The sequence below is a fragment of the Acidipila sp. EB88 genome, assembly GCF_003858395.1.
In the GTDB taxonomy this organism is placed as follows: domain Bacteria; phylum Acidobacteriota; class Terriglobia; order Terriglobales; family Acidobacteriaceae; genus EB88.
The window spans coordinates 2,889,355-2,908,013 of the sequence record NZ_QWEV01000005.1 but is presented as its reverse complement, the minus strand read 5'-3'; the positions used below and the strand labels follow the sequence as shown (position 1 = coordinate 2,908,013).

Annotated in this window: 13 protein-coding genes and 1 tRNA gene; 10 read left to right on the top strand and 4 right to left on the bottom strand. The window is 63.7% G+C overall.

The window, feature by feature from the left end:
- Nucleotides 1–30 precede the first annotated feature (30 nt).
- Complete coding sequence (locus D1Y84_RS12630; RefSeq protein WP_233581384.1) at nt 31–3,576, top strand: LamG-like jellyroll fold domain-containing protein; 3,546 nt, start codon at nt 31–33, stop codon at nt 3,574–3,576.
- A gap of 113 nt (nt 3,577–3,689) precedes the next feature.
- Here the strand turns inward: D1Y84_RS12630 and D1Y84_RS12625 are convergent, their stop codons facing one another.
- On the bottom strand, nt 3,690–5,264 hold the full coding sequence (locus D1Y84_RS12625; protein ID WP_124849017.1) for a sulfatase-like hydrolase/transferase: 1,575 nt from the start codon (nt 5,262–5,264) through the stop codon (nt 3,690–3,692).
- Between the two features lie 483 nt (nt 5,265–5,747).
- On the opposite strand from D1Y84_RS12625, the gene D1Y84_RS12620 reads away from it, so the two are divergent.
- The 6 genes from D1Y84_RS12620 (at nt 5,748) to D1Y84_RS12595 (ending at nt 12,957) form a co-directional block, all read left to right on the top strand.
- Nucleotides 5,748–8,429: a TonB-dependent siderophore receptor gene (locus D1Y84_RS12620; RefSeq protein ID WP_124849016.1), complete on the top strand. Its 2,682-nt coding sequence runs from the start codon at nt 5,748–5,750 to the stop codon at nt 8,427–8,429.
- A 6-nt stretch (nt 8,430–8,435) separates the two neighbouring features.
- The gene (locus tag D1Y84_RS12615) at nt 8,436–9,176 is read left to right on the top strand and encodes a tetratricopeptide repeat protein (RefSeq protein WP_124849015.1); all 741 of its coding nucleotides are present in this window, start codon (nt 8,436–8,438) and stop codon (nt 9,174–9,176) included.
- Entirely contained in the window at nt 9,170–9,850 is a 681-nt protein-coding gene (locus D1Y84_RS12610; RefSeq protein WP_124849014.1) for a Fe2+-dependent dioxygenase, read from the top strand. Before D1Y84_RS12615 ends, D1Y84_RS12610 begins: the two co-directional genes overlap by 7 nt.
- Before the next feature lie 65 nt (nt 9,851–9,915).
- Complete coding sequence (locus D1Y84_RS12605; protein ID WP_158615454.1) at nt 9,916–10,788, top strand: EF-hand domain-containing protein; 873 nt, start codon at nt 9,916–9,918, stop codon at nt 10,786–10,788.
- Nucleotides 10,788–12,359, top strand: coding sequence for a DUF2271 domain-containing protein (locus tag D1Y84_RS12600; protein ID WP_124849012.1), 1,572 nt, complete (start codon nt 10,788–10,790; stop codon nt 12,357–12,359). Before D1Y84_RS12605 ends, D1Y84_RS12600 begins: the two co-directional genes overlap by 1 nt.
- Nucleotides 12,340–12,957, top strand: a complete 618-nt coding sequence (locus tag D1Y84_RS12595) for a PepSY-associated TM helix domain-containing protein (protein ID WP_233581383.1) — start codon at nt 12,340–12,342, stop codon at nt 12,955–12,957. The genes D1Y84_RS12600 and D1Y84_RS12595 overlap by 20 nt, the downstream gene beginning before the upstream one ends.
- Before the next feature lie 45 nt (nt 12,958–13,002).
- On the opposite strand, the gene D1Y84_RS12590 is transcribed toward D1Y84_RS12595, so the two are convergent.
- The 3 genes from D1Y84_RS12590 to D1Y84_RS12580 form a co-directional block, all read right to left on the bottom strand.
- Nucleotides 13,003–13,410, bottom strand: a complete 408-nt coding sequence (locus D1Y84_RS12590; protein WP_124849011.1) for a fosfomycin resistance glutathione transferase — start codon at nt 13,408–13,410, stop codon at nt 13,003–13,005.
- 181 nt (nt 13,411–13,591) lie between these two features.
- A tRNA-Lys gene (locus D1Y84_RS12585) sits at nt 13,592–13,667 on the bottom strand.
- 255 nt (nt 13,668–13,922) lie between these two features.
- A complete protein-coding gene (locus tag D1Y84_RS12580; protein WP_124849010.1) occupies nt 13,923–14,630 on the bottom strand; it encodes an HAD family phosphatase in 708 nt (235 codons plus the stop codon).
- Nucleotides 14,631–14,670: 40 nt separating this feature from the next.
- Between D1Y84_RS12580 and D1Y84_RS12575 the strand changes: the two genes are divergently transcribed.
- The 3 genes from D1Y84_RS12575 to D1Y84_RS12565 all read left to right on the top strand — a co-directional run bounded on the left by D1Y84_RS12575 (nt 14,671) and on the right by D1Y84_RS12565 (nt 18,534).
- Nucleotides 14,671–15,063 (top strand): cytochrome c, encoded by a 393-nt coding sequence (locus tag D1Y84_RS12575; RefSeq protein WP_158615453.1) that lies wholly within the window; start codon nt 14,671–14,673, stop codon nt 15,061–15,063.
- 70 nt (nt 15,064–15,133) lie between these two features.
- Nucleotides 15,134–16,291 (top strand): Xaa-Pro peptidase family protein, encoded by a 1,158-nt coding sequence (locus D1Y84_RS18470; protein WP_124849008.1) that lies wholly within the window; start codon nt 15,134–15,136, stop codon nt 16,289–16,291.
- Nucleotides 16,292–16,437: 146 nt separating this feature from the next.
- Complete coding sequence (locus D1Y84_RS12565) at nt 16,438–18,534, top strand: beta-galactosidase (protein WP_233581382.1); 2,097 nt, start codon at nt 16,438–16,440, stop codon at nt 18,532–18,534.
- Nucleotides 18,535–18,659: the final 125 nt, after the last annotated feature.

The window sequence follows — 18,659 nt, the reverse complement described above, 5'->3', positions numbered from 1 at the left end:
GGCACACGGCTGTGACGCCGGAGGCGCACTGTGATCGGAAAAAATACTCGTGGCAGACGTGAGCTCTTGCAGGGGCTGCGTGGTGTGGGTCTCTGCTCCTCGCTCGCGATGCTTGCATGCCACACCGCGGCCGCGCAGACACCGCAGGATCTCAGCGCTCCCGCACTTCATCTGCAACAGCCGTTCACACCGTTAGCCCAGTACGGCCCGTACAACGGGCATCTTCTTGTGGGCGGCCGTGGACTCACTGAGTCACTGCCGGCGCGTGATCCCATCCTCGCGCCATCCGCTTCTTGGACGCTCTCCGCATGGGTCGAGCTTTCACCCGTCTCGCCGCTGTCCGTGCTGATCGCCGGGGCGGGCGACCCGTTCAGCGGCGACTCGCGCTTCTTCGCACTGGTTGATGGCAAGGCTGCCCTGCGCTTCGGCGCGGGGCAGCAGGTCGTCGCCCGCTCGCCATTGCCTGTGCACGGCTGGCACTTCTTAGCGGCAACCTTTGACGGGGCGTCCGCCCGCTTCTATGTCGATGGCACAGAGCAGGCGCACGCCGAGCCACGCGCCGGTGCCATCGCTCCCGAGCTGCATCTCGGCCCGGTTGACACCTGCGCGCAGCTTCCCTGTGCCCATTTCGGCGGACGCATCGCCGCGTTTACCCTCACGCGCATTGCCGCCTCTGCCGCGGAGATCGCAGTGCTCGCACACCAGCAGCCCGACCCCGACCTGATCGAGTTTGAGGAAGGCTCCAAGCCGTGGCCGCTGCAGTCCGTGCAGTACATCGGCAATCGCGCGCCGCAGCCACCGTGGAGCATGCCGAAGCGCAATGCCGCGTTCAGCAAGCCGGTAGCCGCCCCGCCGCCACCTGCGCAAACCACCCTTGTGCCCAACACGCCCGGAGACTGGACGCTTTCCAACGGCTGGAAGCTCGCGGAAGCTCCCAGGACATCGGCAACTCCCGAGGCAATCTCGACCCCGGGCTTCGACACCTCTACATGGATGGCAGCCACCGTTCCCGGCACCGTGCTGACCACCATGATCGATCGCGGGCTCTACCCTGATCCTGACTACGGTCTCGACAATCTCGACATCCCCGAGAAACTAAGCCGTCAGGATTACTGGTACCGCGCGGAGTTCCCCGCGGACGCTGTCGCTCAATTCGAAAACGTTTCACTTCTGCTCAACGGGATCAACTACCAGGCCGACGTCTGGTTGAACGGACATTCGCTCGGGCAGGTGACCGGCGCGTTCATGCGCGGCAACTTCTCCATAAGCACCCTGCTCAACCGGCATGGCAGCAACGCGCTCGCGATTCGCATCTCGCCTCCGCCGCATCCTGGCATCCCCAACGTGCAGTCCATCGTGCTTGGCTCGGGGCTCAACGGCGGCGCGATGGAACTCGACGGGCCCACCTTTCTTGCCTCCGAAGGCTGGGACTGGAACCCGCCCATGCATGACCGCGACACCGGTTTGTGGCAGGATGTCCACCTGGTCGCAACGGGAGCAGTTTCGATCGGCGATCAGCAGGTCATCACCCACCTGGCGCTGCCCGACACGACGCAGGCAGACATCACGCTCAACATTCCACTCCGCAACGCCTCGTCGTCTCGGGTCGAGGGCACGCTCTCCGCGAGCTTTGAAGGTGTTGAGGTCCACCGGCAGGTCACCGTGCCGCCCGGCGGCGCAACCTTTCAGCTCGCGCCCACAGCGTCGGGCGGATTCAAAGCGTTGCACCTCGATCACCCGCGTCTCTGGTGGCCGAATGGCTACGGCAGCCCCGAGCTCTATCACCTCACCACCACCTTCACCACCGCAAGCGCCGCACCCGCAATCAAGAAACTCCGCTTCGGTGTGCGCGAAGTTTCCTACGAGCTGAGCCTGCTTGATAACGAGGGCGCACTGCAGCGCGTGGACTACGACCCCTCCAATGGACGCGATGATGCGATGCCGCAGGTCGACGTCACGCACGCTGGCATGCGCCAGGTACCGGGCGGCTGGGCTGCCTCGATCACTGCGGGGCAGGATGCCTCGCCTGCCTTCCATCCAGTCGCCGATACCCGCGCAACCCCCTATCTCACGCTCAAGGTCAACGGCGTACGCATCGCTGCGCGCGGCGGCAGCTGGGGTCTGGATGACTCACGCAAGCGCGTCGCCCGCGAACGTCTCGAGCCTTTCTTTCGTTACAACCGCGATGCCAACCTCAACATCATCCGCAACTGGCAGGGCCAGAACTCTGAAGAAGACTTCTACGATCTCGCCGACGAATACGGCATGCTCGTCTGGAACGACTTCTGGGAAGTCACCACCGACTCCAACGCCGAGGCGGAAGATCCACAGCTTTTCCTCGCCAATGCAAAAGACACCATCGAGCGCTTTCGCAATCACCCGTCCATCATCATGTGGTGCGGCCGCAACGAGGGCGTGCCGCAGCCCATCATCAACAAGGGCCTGATCGCATTGACGCACACACTCGACGGCACGCGCTACTACTCGCCTTCCTCCAACCAGGTGAACCTGCTACCCAGCGGACCGTACTCCTACGAGGAACCTGCCGATTACTACTCCACGATCGACCGCGGCTTTGCCGTCGAGATCGGCACCTCGTCGCTGCCGACGCTGGAGTGGTTCAGCCGCTGGCTTCCCGCAGCCGACCGCTGGCCTATCAGCGATGACTGGGCGTATCACAACTGGCACCCGAATGACCGGATGAACCAGCACATGCAGGCGCAGTTCGGCATGGCTACCAGCCTTGAGCAGTACGAGTCGCAGGCGCAGATGATGAACTACGTCGACTACCGCGCCATCTTCGAAGGCTTCAACGCGCATCTCTGGCAGCCCAATACCGGCCGCCTTCTGTGGATGACGCAGCCCTCGTGGCCGAGCATGTTGTGGGGCATTCTCAGCTCTGACTACGACGCGCAGGCTTCGTACTACGCGACCCGCAAAGCCTGCGAGCCGCTCCACGTGCAGCTCGATCTCGCCACCAATGATGTGCAGATCATCGACACCACGCAGCAGCCGCTGCAGCAGGCCCGTGTGGATGCCGACGTGTACGCGCTTGACGGCAAGCTCCTGCTTCACCACACCGCAGCGATCAATGCGGCAAGCGACGATGCCACCCAGGCATTCCACCTCGATCTCGCTCCCCTGCTCGGCGACACCACCGTACTGGTACACCTCGCGTTGCATGCGTCCGACGGTAAGCTGCTCTCGGAGAACCTGTACTGGCGCGCCGCCTCCGACCAGGGGTATCGTGCGCTCGACGCGCTTGCTCCTGCACGCGTCACGCTCACCGCACGCGACCTGCCGCACAGTGACGCGCCCGGCACACGACGGCTTGAAGTGCTGCTCCACAACACCAGCACCGTGGCCGCGCTCAACACCAAGCTCGTCACCCTGCGTACGCACGATGGCGCCGAGGTATTGCCGGCGTTCTACAGCGATAACTACATCTCGCTGCTGCCGGGCGAGCAGCGCACCGTCACCATCGACATACCCGCCAATAATGCAGCCGAGGCAGTGCTGCTCAAGCTGCGCGGCTGGAATGTCACGGCGGCGAGCGCCAGCGTGGCTCGCCGCTAGCATCAACGCAGAAGCGTGGTCACTTGCTTCACGCTTCTGCATCGCAAGCGCCGCGTACCCTCAACTGCTGCACGAACCCAGCACTTCGCAGCGCTGCAATGCGGGGGCGAGCCTCAGCTCTTCGCCTGCGTGCGCAGGCGCACCAGCTCCTGTCGCAGCCGCGCCGCTCTCTCTGGGTGCACTCCGGCCAAATTCCTGGTCTCGTGCGGGTCGACGCTCAGGTCGTATAACTCAAGCGCAGCCGTGGGATAGCCCTCGTCCGTGACCTTGGTCTCCATCGCGCCTGCCGTGGGTTTCGGCAACGGCCGCGGATGCAGCCCGGGCCGTTGCGAGCGGTCGATCAGCTTCCAGTGTCCATCCACAATCGCCAGCACCTGCGCCTCTTCCACCAGTGACTGCCGACCGGTGCGCGACCTGCCCAGCAAGGCCGGCAAGACGTTGACGCTGTCTTCCGCCTGTCCTTTCGGAACAGTCTCGCCGCACAGCGCCGCGAGGCTCGCCAGCAGATCCAGTTGGCTCACCAGTGCGTCCGACGTCCCGGGATTGATGTGTCCTTTCCAACTCGTGATCAGCGGAATACGCGTTCCACCTTCCGTGATCATGTACTTGCCACCGCGGTAGGGCCCGGCAGGTGTGTGTCCGTGCAGTGCGCGGTCCGCTCCATCGTCATACCCGTCATTGACTACGGGGCCGTTGTCGGAAGTGAAAACGATGAGCGTGTTCTCCTCGAGGTGCAATCGCTGCAACGTTTCCGTAATGCGCCCGACACACCAGTCCAATTGGTCAATCACGTCGCACCGCACGCCGCACTCACTCCTTCCAGCGAACTGCTCCGCCGGAGCGCGTGGCACATGGATGTCGCTCGGTGTGTAGTACAGCAGGAACGGCTGATGCTGATTCTTCTCGATGAACTCCACAGCCTTGTTCGCGAAGGTAGCCGCCATCTCCTCGTCCTTCCATAGTGCGGCTTTGCCGCCCGTCATGAAACCGATCCGGCTGATCCCGTCCACGATCGTGCCGTCATGGCCTTCGCTCAGCTTCATTTTCAAAAGCTCGGGATCTTCCCTGCCCGTAGGCTCGTTGCCGATCTTCTGGTCATACCGCACGTGGATAGGATCCGCGGGATCGAGGTTCACCACGCGATGGTTGTGAATGTAAACACTCGGCACGCGGTCCGCGGTCGCCGCGAAAAAGAACGCCTCGTCGAACCCCACCTCGCACGGGCCCGGCTTGATCTCGCCGTTCCAGTCGATCCTGCCGTCGCCCAGCCCGACGTGCCACTTGCCGACCAGCCCCGTCGTGTAGCCTGCACCCTTCAGCATCGAGGCAATCGTCCACTGGTCCTGCCCGATCAGCAGCTTCGCATCACCCGGCAGAATCTGCACGCCGTCGTGCCGCCATGCGTAGCTGCCCGTCAGCATCGCGTACCGCGAGGGCGTGCACGTTGCCGCATCCGAGTGCGCGTTGGTGAACCGCACGCCGTGCGCTGCCAGCGAATCGATCGCTGGAGTATGGACGTGGGTTGCGCCATAGCTCGAAAGGTAGCCGAATCCCAGGTCGTCCGCAAGGATCACCACGATATTCGGTTTCGATTGCGCATGCGGCAGCAACGCAGCGCTCGCGCTCCGGGTCACCAGCGTTGCGGCCGCCGCGGCAGCTGCCTGTTGCAGAAAGACTCGACGTTTCATTGCTCTCCATTCTCCAGCATGCCGGGTGGACGGAGAAGTTGAGCGGCCTCAGCTTGCACCAGGCGATACAAGGCGACGTACTGGATTTCGGAGACACGTGCGTTGAAGCTCCAGCAGGCGGCACCCCATCGCCGTTCTCGGCGGCGCGTGGCGCGAATGGGAAATGCTTCGGGGCAAGTCACAGGCCGCGGCGCCCGCTCGCATGTCGCATCCGGAAGGCCTCGGGATATGGAGAAACAGGTGTACGACTCTTTCGGTCGCATTTTTTTGTCCGATTCGTTGAGGTTGCCTTTATAGTAGGAACCGAGAACGCCGGATAGCTCCGCGTGACTCTTTGGCGGGGCTTCGATCAATGCAGACGGTCCTTCGCGACCCAAACGGGCGGAACTGCGCCCACATATGCGACCAATGCAGTCGGATATTGCAAATGATCGAGCATGCCACCAACCAGCGGAGCTACTGAAGGCGTGAGGGAGAACGCACGTGCAACGAACAGACACACCCAGACCAGCTCACAAGGAGCCCACGGCCGACCAGGCTTCTGCCCCCACCACGGAGCAGCGCTTTTCGGCAGAAGGTTCCCGTACACCACGGCTACAGAAGCACTCGAACACACCGTTCGACGCTGCGTCGTCCAGCCGTGGCAGGCTCGGCACCCAGCTCGCGATGGCGGTAATGACCCTTGCCGGTCTGGCTGCCCAGAGCGCAGTGGCCGCGTCGCCTGTGAACGATGGCAGCGGCACCCCGGATGCCAAGAAGTCCGCCGCTCCCGAGATCGCCGATGCGCAGGCCACCCCGGCGCAGACGGTGCATAACTTCAACATTCCGGCCGGCACCCTGGCCGAAGCGCTCACCGCGCTTGAGAAGGAAACAGGAATCTCGGTCAGCCTCGCCTCTGAAAAGATCGGCGGCCTGCAGTCCCCCGGTGTCACGGGTGTGCTCACGGAGCGCGAGGCACTGACACACCTGCTGGAAAATACGGGCGTCTCCGCGCGCTTCGAAGACGAAGGCCGGGTCGTTCTTTCGGTCGCCGGCGATAGCTCATCCGTGACCGTTACGGCGCAGGGGCCCTCCTCGCCCAAGTACACCGCGCCACTGGTGGACCTGCCGCAGACCATCACCGTGGTCTCCGCCGAGACGATGCAGAACACAGCCTCGACCACGCTGATGGAAGCACTGCGCACTGTTCCCGGCATCACCTTCGGCGCAGGCGAGGGCGGCAATCCGCTCGGCGACCGCCCGTTCATCCGTGGTCTCGACTCGCAGGCCAGCACCTACATCGACGGCATGCGCGACATCGCCGCGCAGTCCCGCGAAGTGTTCGACGTGGAAAGCATCGAGGTGCAGGAAGGCCCGGGCGGCGCATACGGCGGCCGCGGCACCGGCGGCGGCAGCATCAACATGAACAGCAAGCTGGCCCGGCATAGCAACTTTGTCGCAGGCAGCTTCATGCCGGGCACCTCCAACTACAAGCGCGCCACGGTGGATGCCAACACCGAACTGAATCACCTGGTCGCGGGCCGCTTGACGGGCATGTGGCACGACGCGGATGTAGCAGGCCGTGATGCGGTCCACAACTCGCGCTGGGGTGCCGCGCCCAGCCTCGCGATCGGGCTTGGCGGTCCAACCCGCGCCTTCCTCGACTACTATCACCTGATCACGAACGATCTGCCGGACTCGGGTACCCCTTACAACAATCCGAGCAAGATACCCACCAACGATCCCGGTCCCCAGATCCTCCAGCCTGGCGACGGTGAGCCGCTCACTCTGCCACACCGCAGCCTCTTCTGGGGGCTGAGCGATCGCGACCAGGATCGCGATACCGCCAAGATCGCCACGGGTCGCGTCGAGCATGACCTCTGGAACGCACGCAGCTTGCTCCGCAACACGTTCCGCTACGAGCGTACCGAGCAGAACTACCTGTGGACCCTGCCCGATGACAGCCAGGGCAACCTCTACTACGGCCTGCTCTTCCGCCGCATCAACAGTCGCGTCAGCGCCGTCTTCACGGACGACAACCAGACCGATCTTTCCGGCCAGTTCCAGACAAGCAAGGTCAAGCACTCCTACGCCACCGGCGCGGAGTTCTCGAAGGAACGCGGCAACAACGACCAGTACACCAATAACTCCACAAGCTTCAGCGGCGCCACCGAGACCTGTCCGCAGGGAGCTGGCGCGCCCTCCGGATATAACTGCACACTGTTGTTCTCGCCGGACTACCACGATCCGTGGAAGGCAACGGGCACCCTGACGCTGAACCACAATCCGACCCACTCCACGGCTGTGACCCAGTCCGTGTATGGCTTCGATACGATCCAGTTCAACCAGCACTTCCAGAGCACGGTGGGCGGACGCTACGACCATTTCAATTCCACCTTCAGGACTGCGATCACTGCCGGCGTAAGCACGCCATACAGCGTGACCAACAACATCGGCACCTATCTCGCGAGTCTCATCTACAAGCCCGATCACGCCTCAAGCATCTACGGCACGGTAAGTACGGCAGCCATCCCCACTGGCGATGCGCTGGCGCAGGGTGTCGATACGTCCGCACTCAACAGCCAGATCAACGCCGACCTGCAGCCCGAGACCATCCGGGAAGAAGAGATCGGCGCCAAGCGTGAGCTGTCGGGTGGCAGAACACTGGCGCGCATCGACTTCTATCGTGAGGACATCAAGAACGTCCGCATCACGCAGGCCGATGGCACCGTGGCTGCTGCTGGCAACGACCGCACGCTCGGCGCAGAAGCCGGCATCAGCGGCCAGCTGACAAACAAGTGGCAGTTCACCGGTGGCTACACTTACATCGATGCCATCCTGCTGGACGCAGGCGGCACCGGCACCGCCAACGGTCAGGCCCTGCCCAACACGGCCAAGCATGCGGTCGCCATCACCAGCAGCTACAAGCTCACGCACAGGCTCAACGCCGGCGGCGGCATCTACGGCATGACCCGCGTGTGGGGCAGCCAGGTCAACAACAAGTGGGTGCCCGGGTATGTGCGCGAAGATCTCTTCGGCAACTACGAGTTCAACGAGCACTGGAACCTGCAGGCCAACGTACTGAACCTGAGCGACCGGCTCTACTACCAGCAGGCCTATGCCACGCACTACGCGATCGAGGCGCCCGGGCGCTCCGCGGTATTCGGCCTGAACGTAAGGTTCTGACACGGCATGGTCGACCAACTGACAGACACATCACTGGATCTGGTGCGCGCCGCGGCTCTCCGCGGCGTGCACCAGGCGCAGCTTCTTTACGGGCAAATGCTGCTTGACGGCACATGTGTCGAACGCAACCAGACCGCGGCGCTGCACTGGTTTGAGCGTGCCGCGCGCGGTGGCAACCTTATGGCCATCAACATGGTGGGCCGTTGTCTCGATCAGGGCTGGGGTATTCAGCCCAGCGCCCTGCTCGCGGAACCATGGTTCCGGAAAGCCGCGGAGCGCGGGCTCGACTGGGGCATGTATAACCTGGCGACGCTGCTCACACTCGGAGAAGGCGGCATCGTGCAGGACAAGACAGAGGCGTTTCTGTGGCTGCGCAAGGCGGCCGACCTCGGGCATGCCAAGTCCATGAACGTACTCGGTGGCTTTTACGAAGATGGTTGGGTTGCGCAGGCCAGTCGCTCGAAGGCGCGCGATCTGTATCGCAAGGCCGCGCTTGGTGGAGACTTCCGTGGCCAGTTCAACTACGCACGACTCCTCATGCAGGAAGGAGACCTGCTCGGGGCGTTGCACTGGCTTCAACAGGTCCCGGCCACAGCCACGCCGGCCTTCCTGTCCAAGATGCGCGCGTTTCTGGCCACGCAGCCGCACGCAGAAATCAGAGCGCTCAGCCGCACACCTGATCCTTCACCGCACGATTCACCGCTCCTGTACCAAGCACACGCAGCGCTCGAGGCACCGCCATGCTGATTCAGATTCCAGACGTACTTACCCAGGCTGAGGTGCTGCAGTTCCGCAAGGAACTTGACCAGACAAACTGGGTGGACGGACGCATCACTGCCGGCCATCAGTCCGCTCAGGTCAAAGACAATATGCAGCTGCCTGAGACAAGCCCGGTCGCCATCGAACTGGGTCGCACCATCGTCCACGCGCTGTATCGCAATCCCCTGTTCATCTCGGCGGCGCTGCCGGCAAAGATCTTTCCACCCCTGTTCAACCGCTACGATGGTGGGCACTCGTTCGGCAACCACATCGATAACTCGATTCGCCGTATCCCGGCTACCGGCGAACAGGTGCGCACTGACCTGTCTGTCACTCTTTTTCTCAGCAGCCCTGAGGAATACGATGGGGGCGAACTCGTCATCGAGGACACCTACGGGCAGCAATCCGTGAAGCTGCCGGCCGGCCACATGGTGCTCTACCCGTCCACCAGTCTGCATCGGGTGCTGCCGATTACGCGAGGCAGCCGGGTGAGTTCTTTCTTCTGGCTGCAAAGCATGGTGCGCCGCGACGCGCAACGCAGCCTTCTGTTCAACCTCGACGGAGCCATCCAGAAAGTCGGCGCCAGCATGCCCGGGCACGCTTCGCTCGTTGAGTTCACCGGCGTTTATCACAACCTCCTGCGCGAATGGGCGGAAGTCTAAGCAGCATTTGTTCATGGAGTACGCACAGTCCCGTTGCACGATCACAGCTACCTGAAGGGGTTTACGTGTCCCAGTTCGTTGGTTTCAATCGCAAGTCGCTTGTCGCCGTTCTCGCTCTCAGCGCCTGCACCGCCGCCCTCGCGCAAAGGCAGCAGGGCCGCCCCCGCCTCGTGCTTGAGGCACTCGACCTCGATCATGACGGCAGCCTCTCCAAGCAGGAGATCCAGGCAGCGCCTGCGTCTCTTCACGCGCTTGACCGCGACCAGGACGGACAGCTAAGTCTCGAAGAGCTCACGCCCCGTCGAGACGACGCGGGCGCGAATCCGGCGCAGCTCGTAACGCAACTCATGCAGTTCGACAAGAACGCAGACGGCGTCCTCACGCCCGATGAACTGCCCGAGCGCATGCAGTCCCTGTTTGCGCGTGCCGACACCAACAAGGACGGCAAGCTTACTCCCGACGAGATTCGCCAGAGCGCGGCCAGGACGAGTGCCCCGCGTGGACGCCCTTCCGACCCGGCCGAGACCATCGATCTCTTGCATCTTGATCCCGTCGTCGACGCACTCGACATTGACCATAATGGCGTGATCTCCGCCGAAGAAATCCGCACGGCGAGCCTTCACCTGCTTGTGCTTGATAAGAACCACGACGGCATACTCAGCGCCGACGAAATGATCGTTCGCCAGCAGAGCCCCGCCCAGCGCGTTGCTCACATCCTTCGTGAATTCGACACCAATGAAGACGGCAAGCTGAGCCTCGAAGAAGTACCGGACGGCATGCGCGGCCGTTTCGCCGATGCTGACAAAAACAAGGACGGATTCCTCGACGCGAGTGAACTGCAACAGATGTTCGCCAGCATGCCGGCCAATGGGCCGCGCCACGATCGCGATAACAATGTCGCACCGGCTACTCAGCCATCGAAAGGACAGCCCGACTAATGACCCACTCCCCCTTCTGGAAGATTGCGGCCTGCGTTCCTCTTGCCGCCGCAGCGTCGGGCAGCTTCGCGCAGCCCGCTCACGCGCCTGACACGCTCGACGAGCAAGCCTCAGGCTACTGGAACACGCACCACGAACACGTTCTCGGAACTTCGCTCGAGATCACCGTGCGCGCAGCAACGCCTGCAGCCGCCGCGCATGCTGAAGCCGCAATGCTCGCGCTCTTTGATCACGATGAAGCGATTCTCAGTACCTGGCGCTCCGACAGCGAAGTCTCCCGCTGGGCGCAGACCCGCTTTCGGCCAGTCCCCGTCTCCGCTGAGTTGATGGAGGTTTTGCAGTCTTTCGATTACTGGCGCGCAAACACCGGCGGTGCCCTTGACCCTTCCGTCGAAGCAGCAACGCGGCTCTGGCGCAGCGCGACCGCGGAGGGCCGCACACCCACAGACGAAGAGATCGCTGTCGCTGTTGAGGCCATGCAGCAGGCACACTGGTCGCTCGATAAAGCGCAGCACACCGCCACGCGTCTCAGCGATGTGCCGCTCGCCTTCGCCTCGTTCGCGAAAAGTTACATCAGCGCACGCGCAGCCGATGCCGCGCTGCGTGCCGGGGCCACCGGTGTGATGTTGAACGTCGGTGGAGACGTAATCGTTCGCGGCAACCTTACGCAGATGGTGGCAATCGCCGACCCATCAGCCCCTGCGGAGAATGCCGTGGCGCTCGATCATGTGATCGTGCACAATCGCGCGGTGGCCACCAGCGGCTCCTATCGGCGCGGCTTTGAGCTGGCCCAGGCGGTCAAGAGCGCGCAGCCACAGTTCTCACACCTGATCGATCCGCGCACCGCCACGCCCACCAGCCACATCCTTTCCTCTACCGTGATCGCGCAGGACGCCGTCACCGCGGGCGCACTCGCAACCGCCTTCTCCATCCTCCCTGTTGACCAGGGCCAGGCTCTCGCGGCTGCGTACCCAGGCGTGCAGTACACGCTCGTCCTCGCGAGCGGCGAGCAGCTCAGCAGCGCAGGCTGGCCGCGCTCGCCCGGTGTACGGCCGGCTTCCCTCGCGCTCCCGCCTGCACCCGCCTCACCATCCTCCTCCGGCAGCGCGGCATGGGACCCGGCATATGAGCTGCGCATCAACCTCGACCTCCCACGCATCCAGGACGCGCGCTACCGCCGTCCCTATGTCGCGGTGTGGGTCGAAGATGCCGATCACTACCCGGTACGCACCCTGGCGCTCTGGACACAGAACTCCCGCTGGCTGCCTGACCTCAAGACATGGTATCGAGATGACCAGATCCGCAGCCTCACCGAAGGCACCGATGTGTCCAGGACCATCTCCTCCGCGACGCGTCCACCGGGCCAGTACACCCTCACCTGGGATGGCAAGGACAACGAAGGCAAGCTCGTCAAGGCAGGCACTTACACGCTGTGCGTCGAGGCGGCGCGCGAACACGGCGGCTACGATCTTCAGCGGCATCCGCTGGACTTCAACGGCAAGCCCCAGCAGGCCACGCTGCCAGAAGCCACAGAACTAGGAGCCACCACGCTTGACTACCGCAAGCGCTAAGCCTGCACCTTCACCGCGCGCGATGCTCCGGCAGCGGACCGCTAGGCTCGCGCGCTGGTTACATATCTACCTGTCGATGGTGAGCTTCGCCATCATCTTTTTCTTTGCCCTTACGGGCCTCACACTGAACCACCAGGAATGGTTCGAGCGCGCGCAGAAAACCACTTTGGCCAGGGGCAGCATGCCCCTCGACCTGTTACAAAAACCAGAAACGCCCCAGCTTGTGGAGCACTTTCGCAGCGCCAATCACGTGCGTGGCGCACTCAGCGATGTGCGTACCGAGAGCGACGAGATCACCGTGTCTTTCAAGGGACCCGGCTACTCCGCCGACGCCACCATTGAGCGAGCCTCCGGCCACTATCAACTGGTCGAAACGCGCAGCGGCTTCTGGGCCGTGATGAACGATCTGCATAAAGGTCGCGACACGGGCACCGCCTGGAAGTGGCTCATCGATGTGTCCGCTGTGCTGCTCACCCTTGTGTCGGTCACAGGGCTCATGCTGATCTTCTTCCTCTACAAGAAGCGCACCGTGGGCTTGTCGGTGGCTGCCGTTGGGCTTCTGCTCAGCGCGTTTCTCTACATGCTTTTTGTTCCGTAGTCGCCATACGCCGTGAAACACCTGCATACGCGTCGCCGGCTGTGCTCAAAACAGGATCAGGTCCCTGGGCGGTTTTTGTTTCAAGCTCTCGATGCGGCTCGCAAGGTCCGAATCATGGATCTCCAACTTATGTCCATCCGGGTCCAGAAAGTAAAACGATGAACCGTGGCTATGGTTCTGCTGCCAGGCAATCACCGCGGCTCTCTCCAGTTGCGTCTGCATAGCCACGAACTCTGCCCGGGTCACGCTGAACGCCACGTGCGTGTACTCCGGCAAAGGACCGGAACGCGTCGCATCATCGAGCGTCAGGCAAATCCAGGCGGTTCCCGCCAGCAGGTACGCGCCCTTGTACCAGCGCGCCACGGGTCGCAGTCCAAGCACATCCGTGTAGAAGCGGAAGGAGCGATCCAGGTCCCGCACAGCAAGCGTGGTGTGATTCAGTCCGGTGATCATGTGGGTCTTCAGTGTCTCAAGCAGTCCGCATAGTGACCAGCCCTGCGCAGGGCTTGCCAGTACCTGCACTACGGCGCAAACATCACGCCACGGACAACACGCACAGCCGCAACACTCTAGGCCGCGCGACGCACGGCTGCCCAGGTGCACACTTTCTTGAAGAAAGAATTTGTCAGAATTTTGGTGGACGCGGAAGGAATCGAACCTTCAACCTGTCGATTAAGAGTCGAATGCTCTGCCAGTTGAGCTACGCGTCCAGGTGGGTAAAACAGGAGCAGCGAGAACGCTGCAGGTCGGCGGCGGGTGCGCACCAACAAATTGAATATACCATACGCTCCGTCGCCCTGAAACCGTCGCGCTCCATCTTCGCGCCGTGCTTCGGCGACTCACGGCGACACCCCGCTGTCACTCGCCATGAAGCACAAACGCAGCGCGCGCGAGCTAACCACGCCTGCGCATGCAGCTGCACACTGTGCCGCCTGCCCGGCGACGCATTCGTCGCTGCGCGCTTTCTAGTGAGAAACGGCCGCACCAAACGCCGAGGGCACCGCCGATGCAAGCTCACCCATATGCCGCAGCACCCGCTCCGCTCCCGCGGCCAGCAGCCGCTCGCCGTGGTCTGCACCGCAGTGGCTGCCGCCCGTAAAGCCCACGACGCGCATGCCTGCCGCGCGCGCAGCACGCACGCCGGGCTCGCTGTCTTCAATCACCAGGCACTGGTTCACCGGCACGCGCATCCATCCCGCCGCGAACACAAAAACATCGGGAGCCGGTTTGCCATGGCGCACCATCTGGGTGCTCACAATGTGTGGCGCCAGCAGGTCATACAACCCCACGAAGCGCAGGCCCTGCTCAAGCTTTGCCGGTGCGCTGCTTGAGGCCACAATCCGCGGCAACCGCAGCTGCGCCAGCATTTCCGCGACCCCGGCAATGGCCTGCAACTCGGTTGAGAACGCTGCATTGATCCGCTGCTTGGTATGCACAAAGTAGGCTTCGGGCACGGGCTGGCCCCAGTCCTCTTTCACCTCAGCCAGAATCTCGCGCTCAGGCCGCCCCGCGAAGCGCCGCACTACGTCTTCCGGAGTAATCGGGTAGCCGAGTTTGGTCAGCTCTTCCGCCACGGCGGTGCACACCAGGATCTCGCTGTCGACAAGCACGCCATCACAATCAAAAATAAGCAAGGCCGGTTCGGCGGTGGTGCGCTCTGGCAAAGTGTTCATACTCGTAATATTGTCTCGCAAGAACGAGGACTTGAGGATTGTGAAGCGCCTAAAAGCTGCTGCTCTGTCGCTCCACTGCCTGCTCCTGACCGGCTGCACCACCAAACCCTACCAGCCCAGTGCCTGGCTCACCACCGTGCCCGCCGCCCAGCGCACCCTCGCCGATCCTCTCCCCCGCACGCCCCAAAACCTGTCAGAAGGGCAGCAGCAGTACGCACTGTACTGCTCCTCCTGTCATGCCGACGACGGCGGCGGCCGCCGCAGCAAGCCTTCCCTGCGCAACAGCCGGGTGCGGGCTGAAACCGACGGGGAACTCCACTGGATCCTCCTTAACGGCAGCAAGAATCACGGCATGCCCGCCTGGCGTTCGCTCGGCGACGCCTCGCTCTGGCAACTGGTCCAGTACATCCGCTCCATGCCGCCGCACCCGTAAGGGGCAGCCCGTTCGTGGCTCGCCACCGGCGCAGTACACTGGCTGTCACCAAAGTGGAGGCACCCACAGCATGTCTGAACACCTCAAAGCCCTCGAGCAAGCCAGCGGCGGCGCCGCTGCTCGCCAGTCCGAGTTGCAGCACAAGCTCACCCGCCTCGAGCAGTGGCTCCAGGCCTCCGGCTATGACGCCGTGTTGCTCCGTCGCCATGAGAACCTCGCCTGGATCAGCGCCGGCGAGATCCAGGCGCGCGTCGGCATCCTCAGCGAAACCGGTGTGCTTGCCCTCTTGTTGCTGCGCGATGGCCGCCGCTTTGCACTCGCTCCCAGCAACGAAGCACCGCGCATGCAGGCAGAAGAACTGGTCGGTCTCGGCTACGAGCTCATCACCGGCCCATGGCACGCGTTCAACGTTGCCGACGAGGCTACCCGGCTTGGTGGCGCCAGGGTCGCCACCGACGCCCCCGCGGCCAGTCTGCCCGTGGTGAGCCTCGCCGCGCTGCGCGCACCGCTGCTCCCTGCGGAAATCGCCCGCTTCCGCGAACTTGGCCGTCACACCGCCGATGCCGTCGCCCACACCCTGCTCGCCCTGCAACCCGGTGTCTCCGAGTACGAGATGGAGGCCTGGCTGGCCGAGCGCCTGCTGCGCGAAGGCATCTTCCCTTCCGTGCTGCTCATGGCCGTGGATGACCGCATCCTCAGCTACAAGCACGCTGTGGCCCGCGGCGCCACGCTCCAGCGCTTCGGCATGCTCAACCTGTGCACCCGCCGCTGGGGCCTCGTCGTGTCCATCACGCGCTTTGTGCACTTTGGCAAGCTCCCCACGGAACTCGCGCGCGGCTTCCAGACTGCTGCCCTGGTCAATGCGGCACTGCAGCACGCCACCCGCAACGGCGCCACCGCCGCCTCTCTCTTTGAGACCGCCGCCGCGGCCTACGCACAGGCTGGCTTTCCCGGCGAAGAGCAGCTTCATCACCAGGGCGGAGCCTGCGGCTACCTTGAGCGCGAATGGGTCGCCACCCCCGGCGGCACCCAGCAGGTGCGCACCCCCGAGGCCTATGCCTGGAACCCAAGCAGTCGCGGCGGCAAGGTCGAAGACACAACCCTCGCCATCGCCGACGGAACACACGGTCATATCGAGCTGCTCACCCCTACCCCCACCCTGCCCCGGGTTCACACCGAGTGCGAAGGCTCGTCCTATGTTTCGGCCGGGGTGCTCGTGCACAGCTAGCCGCCGGCTCATGCGGCGGCTTGCTGTCCACAGCTCCGGGATGGCATGGTGTGTCCGCCGGTGCTTTGCATGGTCATGTCGCTCCGACACCGGCCGCCGCGCGCGACGCTTGCTCTCTACACGATTCGCCACCACCGAGGTCACACTTGCGAAAACCACTTGCCGCCCTTGTCTGCTCCGCCCTTGCCTCCACCCTGCTCTGCTCCACCGCACGCGCCCAGGCCACGCAGTACCCGGGCGCGCCGCCTGTCCTGCTGGGCGCCGCCTGGTACCCCGAGCAGTGGCCTGAGTCGCAGTGGGAGCCCGACCTCGCCCGCATGGAAGCCGCCCACATCCACCTGGTGCGCGTCGGCGAATTCGCCTGGAGCACCATGGAGCCCACGGAGGGCAACTGGCAGTGGCAGTGGCTTGACCGCGCCATCGCCGCCGCCGCGAAGCACCACATCGTGGTCGTGCTCGGCACCCCCACCGCCGCACCGCCCGCGTGGCTCACCGAGAAGTATCCGCAAACCCTCCGCATCGACAACCAGGGCCGCCGCGACGAGCACGGCAACCGCCAGCAGTTCTCCTTTTCCGACGCGAAATACCGCGAACTCGCACGCGATGTCGCCGCCCGCATGGCCGAGCGATACGGCAACAACCCCGACGTTGTCGGCTGGCAGATCGACAACGAGCTCGCCGCTTCCTCGTTCGATGACGAGGCGAAGCAGCAGTTCCACGCGTGGCTCAAGGCCAAGTACGGCACCATCGACGCGCTCAACCAGCGCTGGTGGACCTCCTACTGGTCGCAGAGCTACAACGACTTCAACCAGGTTCCCGTGCACGACAAGGAAGAAAACCCCGCGCTGCTGCTGGACTGGGATCGCTTCGTCACTGACACGTGGGTCGCCTACACCCAGAACCAGGTCACCGCGATCCGGGCGCACGCAGACAAGCGCCAGTTCATCACCACCAACACCATGGGCTGGTTCGACGGCTTCAACGCCTACAAGGAGCACGAAGGCCTCGACATCGCAGCCTGGGACGACTACATCAGCACGGACCACTTCGACTGGGCCGACAACGCCGCCCGCCACGACCTAACCCGCGGCTACAAGCAGCGCAACTTCTGGGTCATGGAGACCGAGCCCGCCTTCGTGAACTGGCGCAAAACCAACACGCCGCTTGAGAAGGGGCAGACCCGCGAGCTCGCCTGGCAGGCCATCGCACACGGTGCCGATGCCGTCGAGTACTGGCAGTGGCGCGCCGCGCTCAACGGCCAGGAGGAGTACCACGGTGTACTCGTCGGCGCCAACGGCATGCCGGCTCCTGTTTATGAGGAAATCGCCCAGGTCGGTAAGGAGTTCGAACAGGCTGGCGCCGCGCTATCTGGCACCACGCCGGTGGCACAAGTCGCCCTCATCAACGACTTCGACTCCCGCTGGGCCATCGACTTCCAGCGCCACAACCAGCAGTTCAGCCCCGTCGCCGAGATGGTCGACTTCTACCGCCCGCTCCACCAGGGCGCGCAGGGCGTTGACGTCATCGGCACCGACGCCCCGCTTGCAAAGTACAAGCTCGTCGTAGCGCCCGGCCCCAACGTGCTGCCGCAGGCGGAGGCCGACAAGCTGCTCGCCTGGGTCCGCGCGGGCGGCAACCTCCTGCTCGGCCCCCGCTCCGGCATGAAGAACTTCGACGACGGCCTCGACCCTCACCAGCAGCCAGGCCCGCTCGCCGAAGCACTCGGCGCGCACGTCTCGCAGTTCTACGCCCTCGACCAGCCAGTGCCCGTCACGATGGCAAACAGCCCAGCCGTCTCCTACAGATCCACAGCAAACATCTGGGCCGAGACTCTGGCTACCACTGCGCCTGACACACAAACACTTGCCACCTACGGCCCCAGCAACGGCTGGCTCGATGCACAGCCGGCAGTGGTCGCCCGCAAGGTTGGTAAAGGCTCCATTACCTATGTCGGCGCGTGGCTCGATGAGGCTTCCCTCAAGCACATCACTAACCTGCTGCTTCAACAGAGTGGCGTGACGTCCATCGTGCCCGACGTCCCCGCCGATGTGGAAGTCAACCTCCGCTCCGGGCCGAAGGGCTCCGTGCTCGTGCTCATCAACCACGGCACCGCACCCGCAACCGTCACACTCCCACCGTCTTTTGCAGCGCACGACCTGCTCGCACCCTCCGCCAGCACCAGCGGCTCCGTCACGCTACCCAAGTACGGCGTAGCCGTCCTCCAGGTCCAGGCCGCCCACTAGCCCCGCAACACCGTCACTAAAACAAAGGTGTCATCCTGAACGAAGTGAAGGATCTGCGCTAGCTCTATCAAGAGCCAGCCGCAGATCCTTCGCGCCCCCTGGAAACGCCATCTAAACCCGGATGC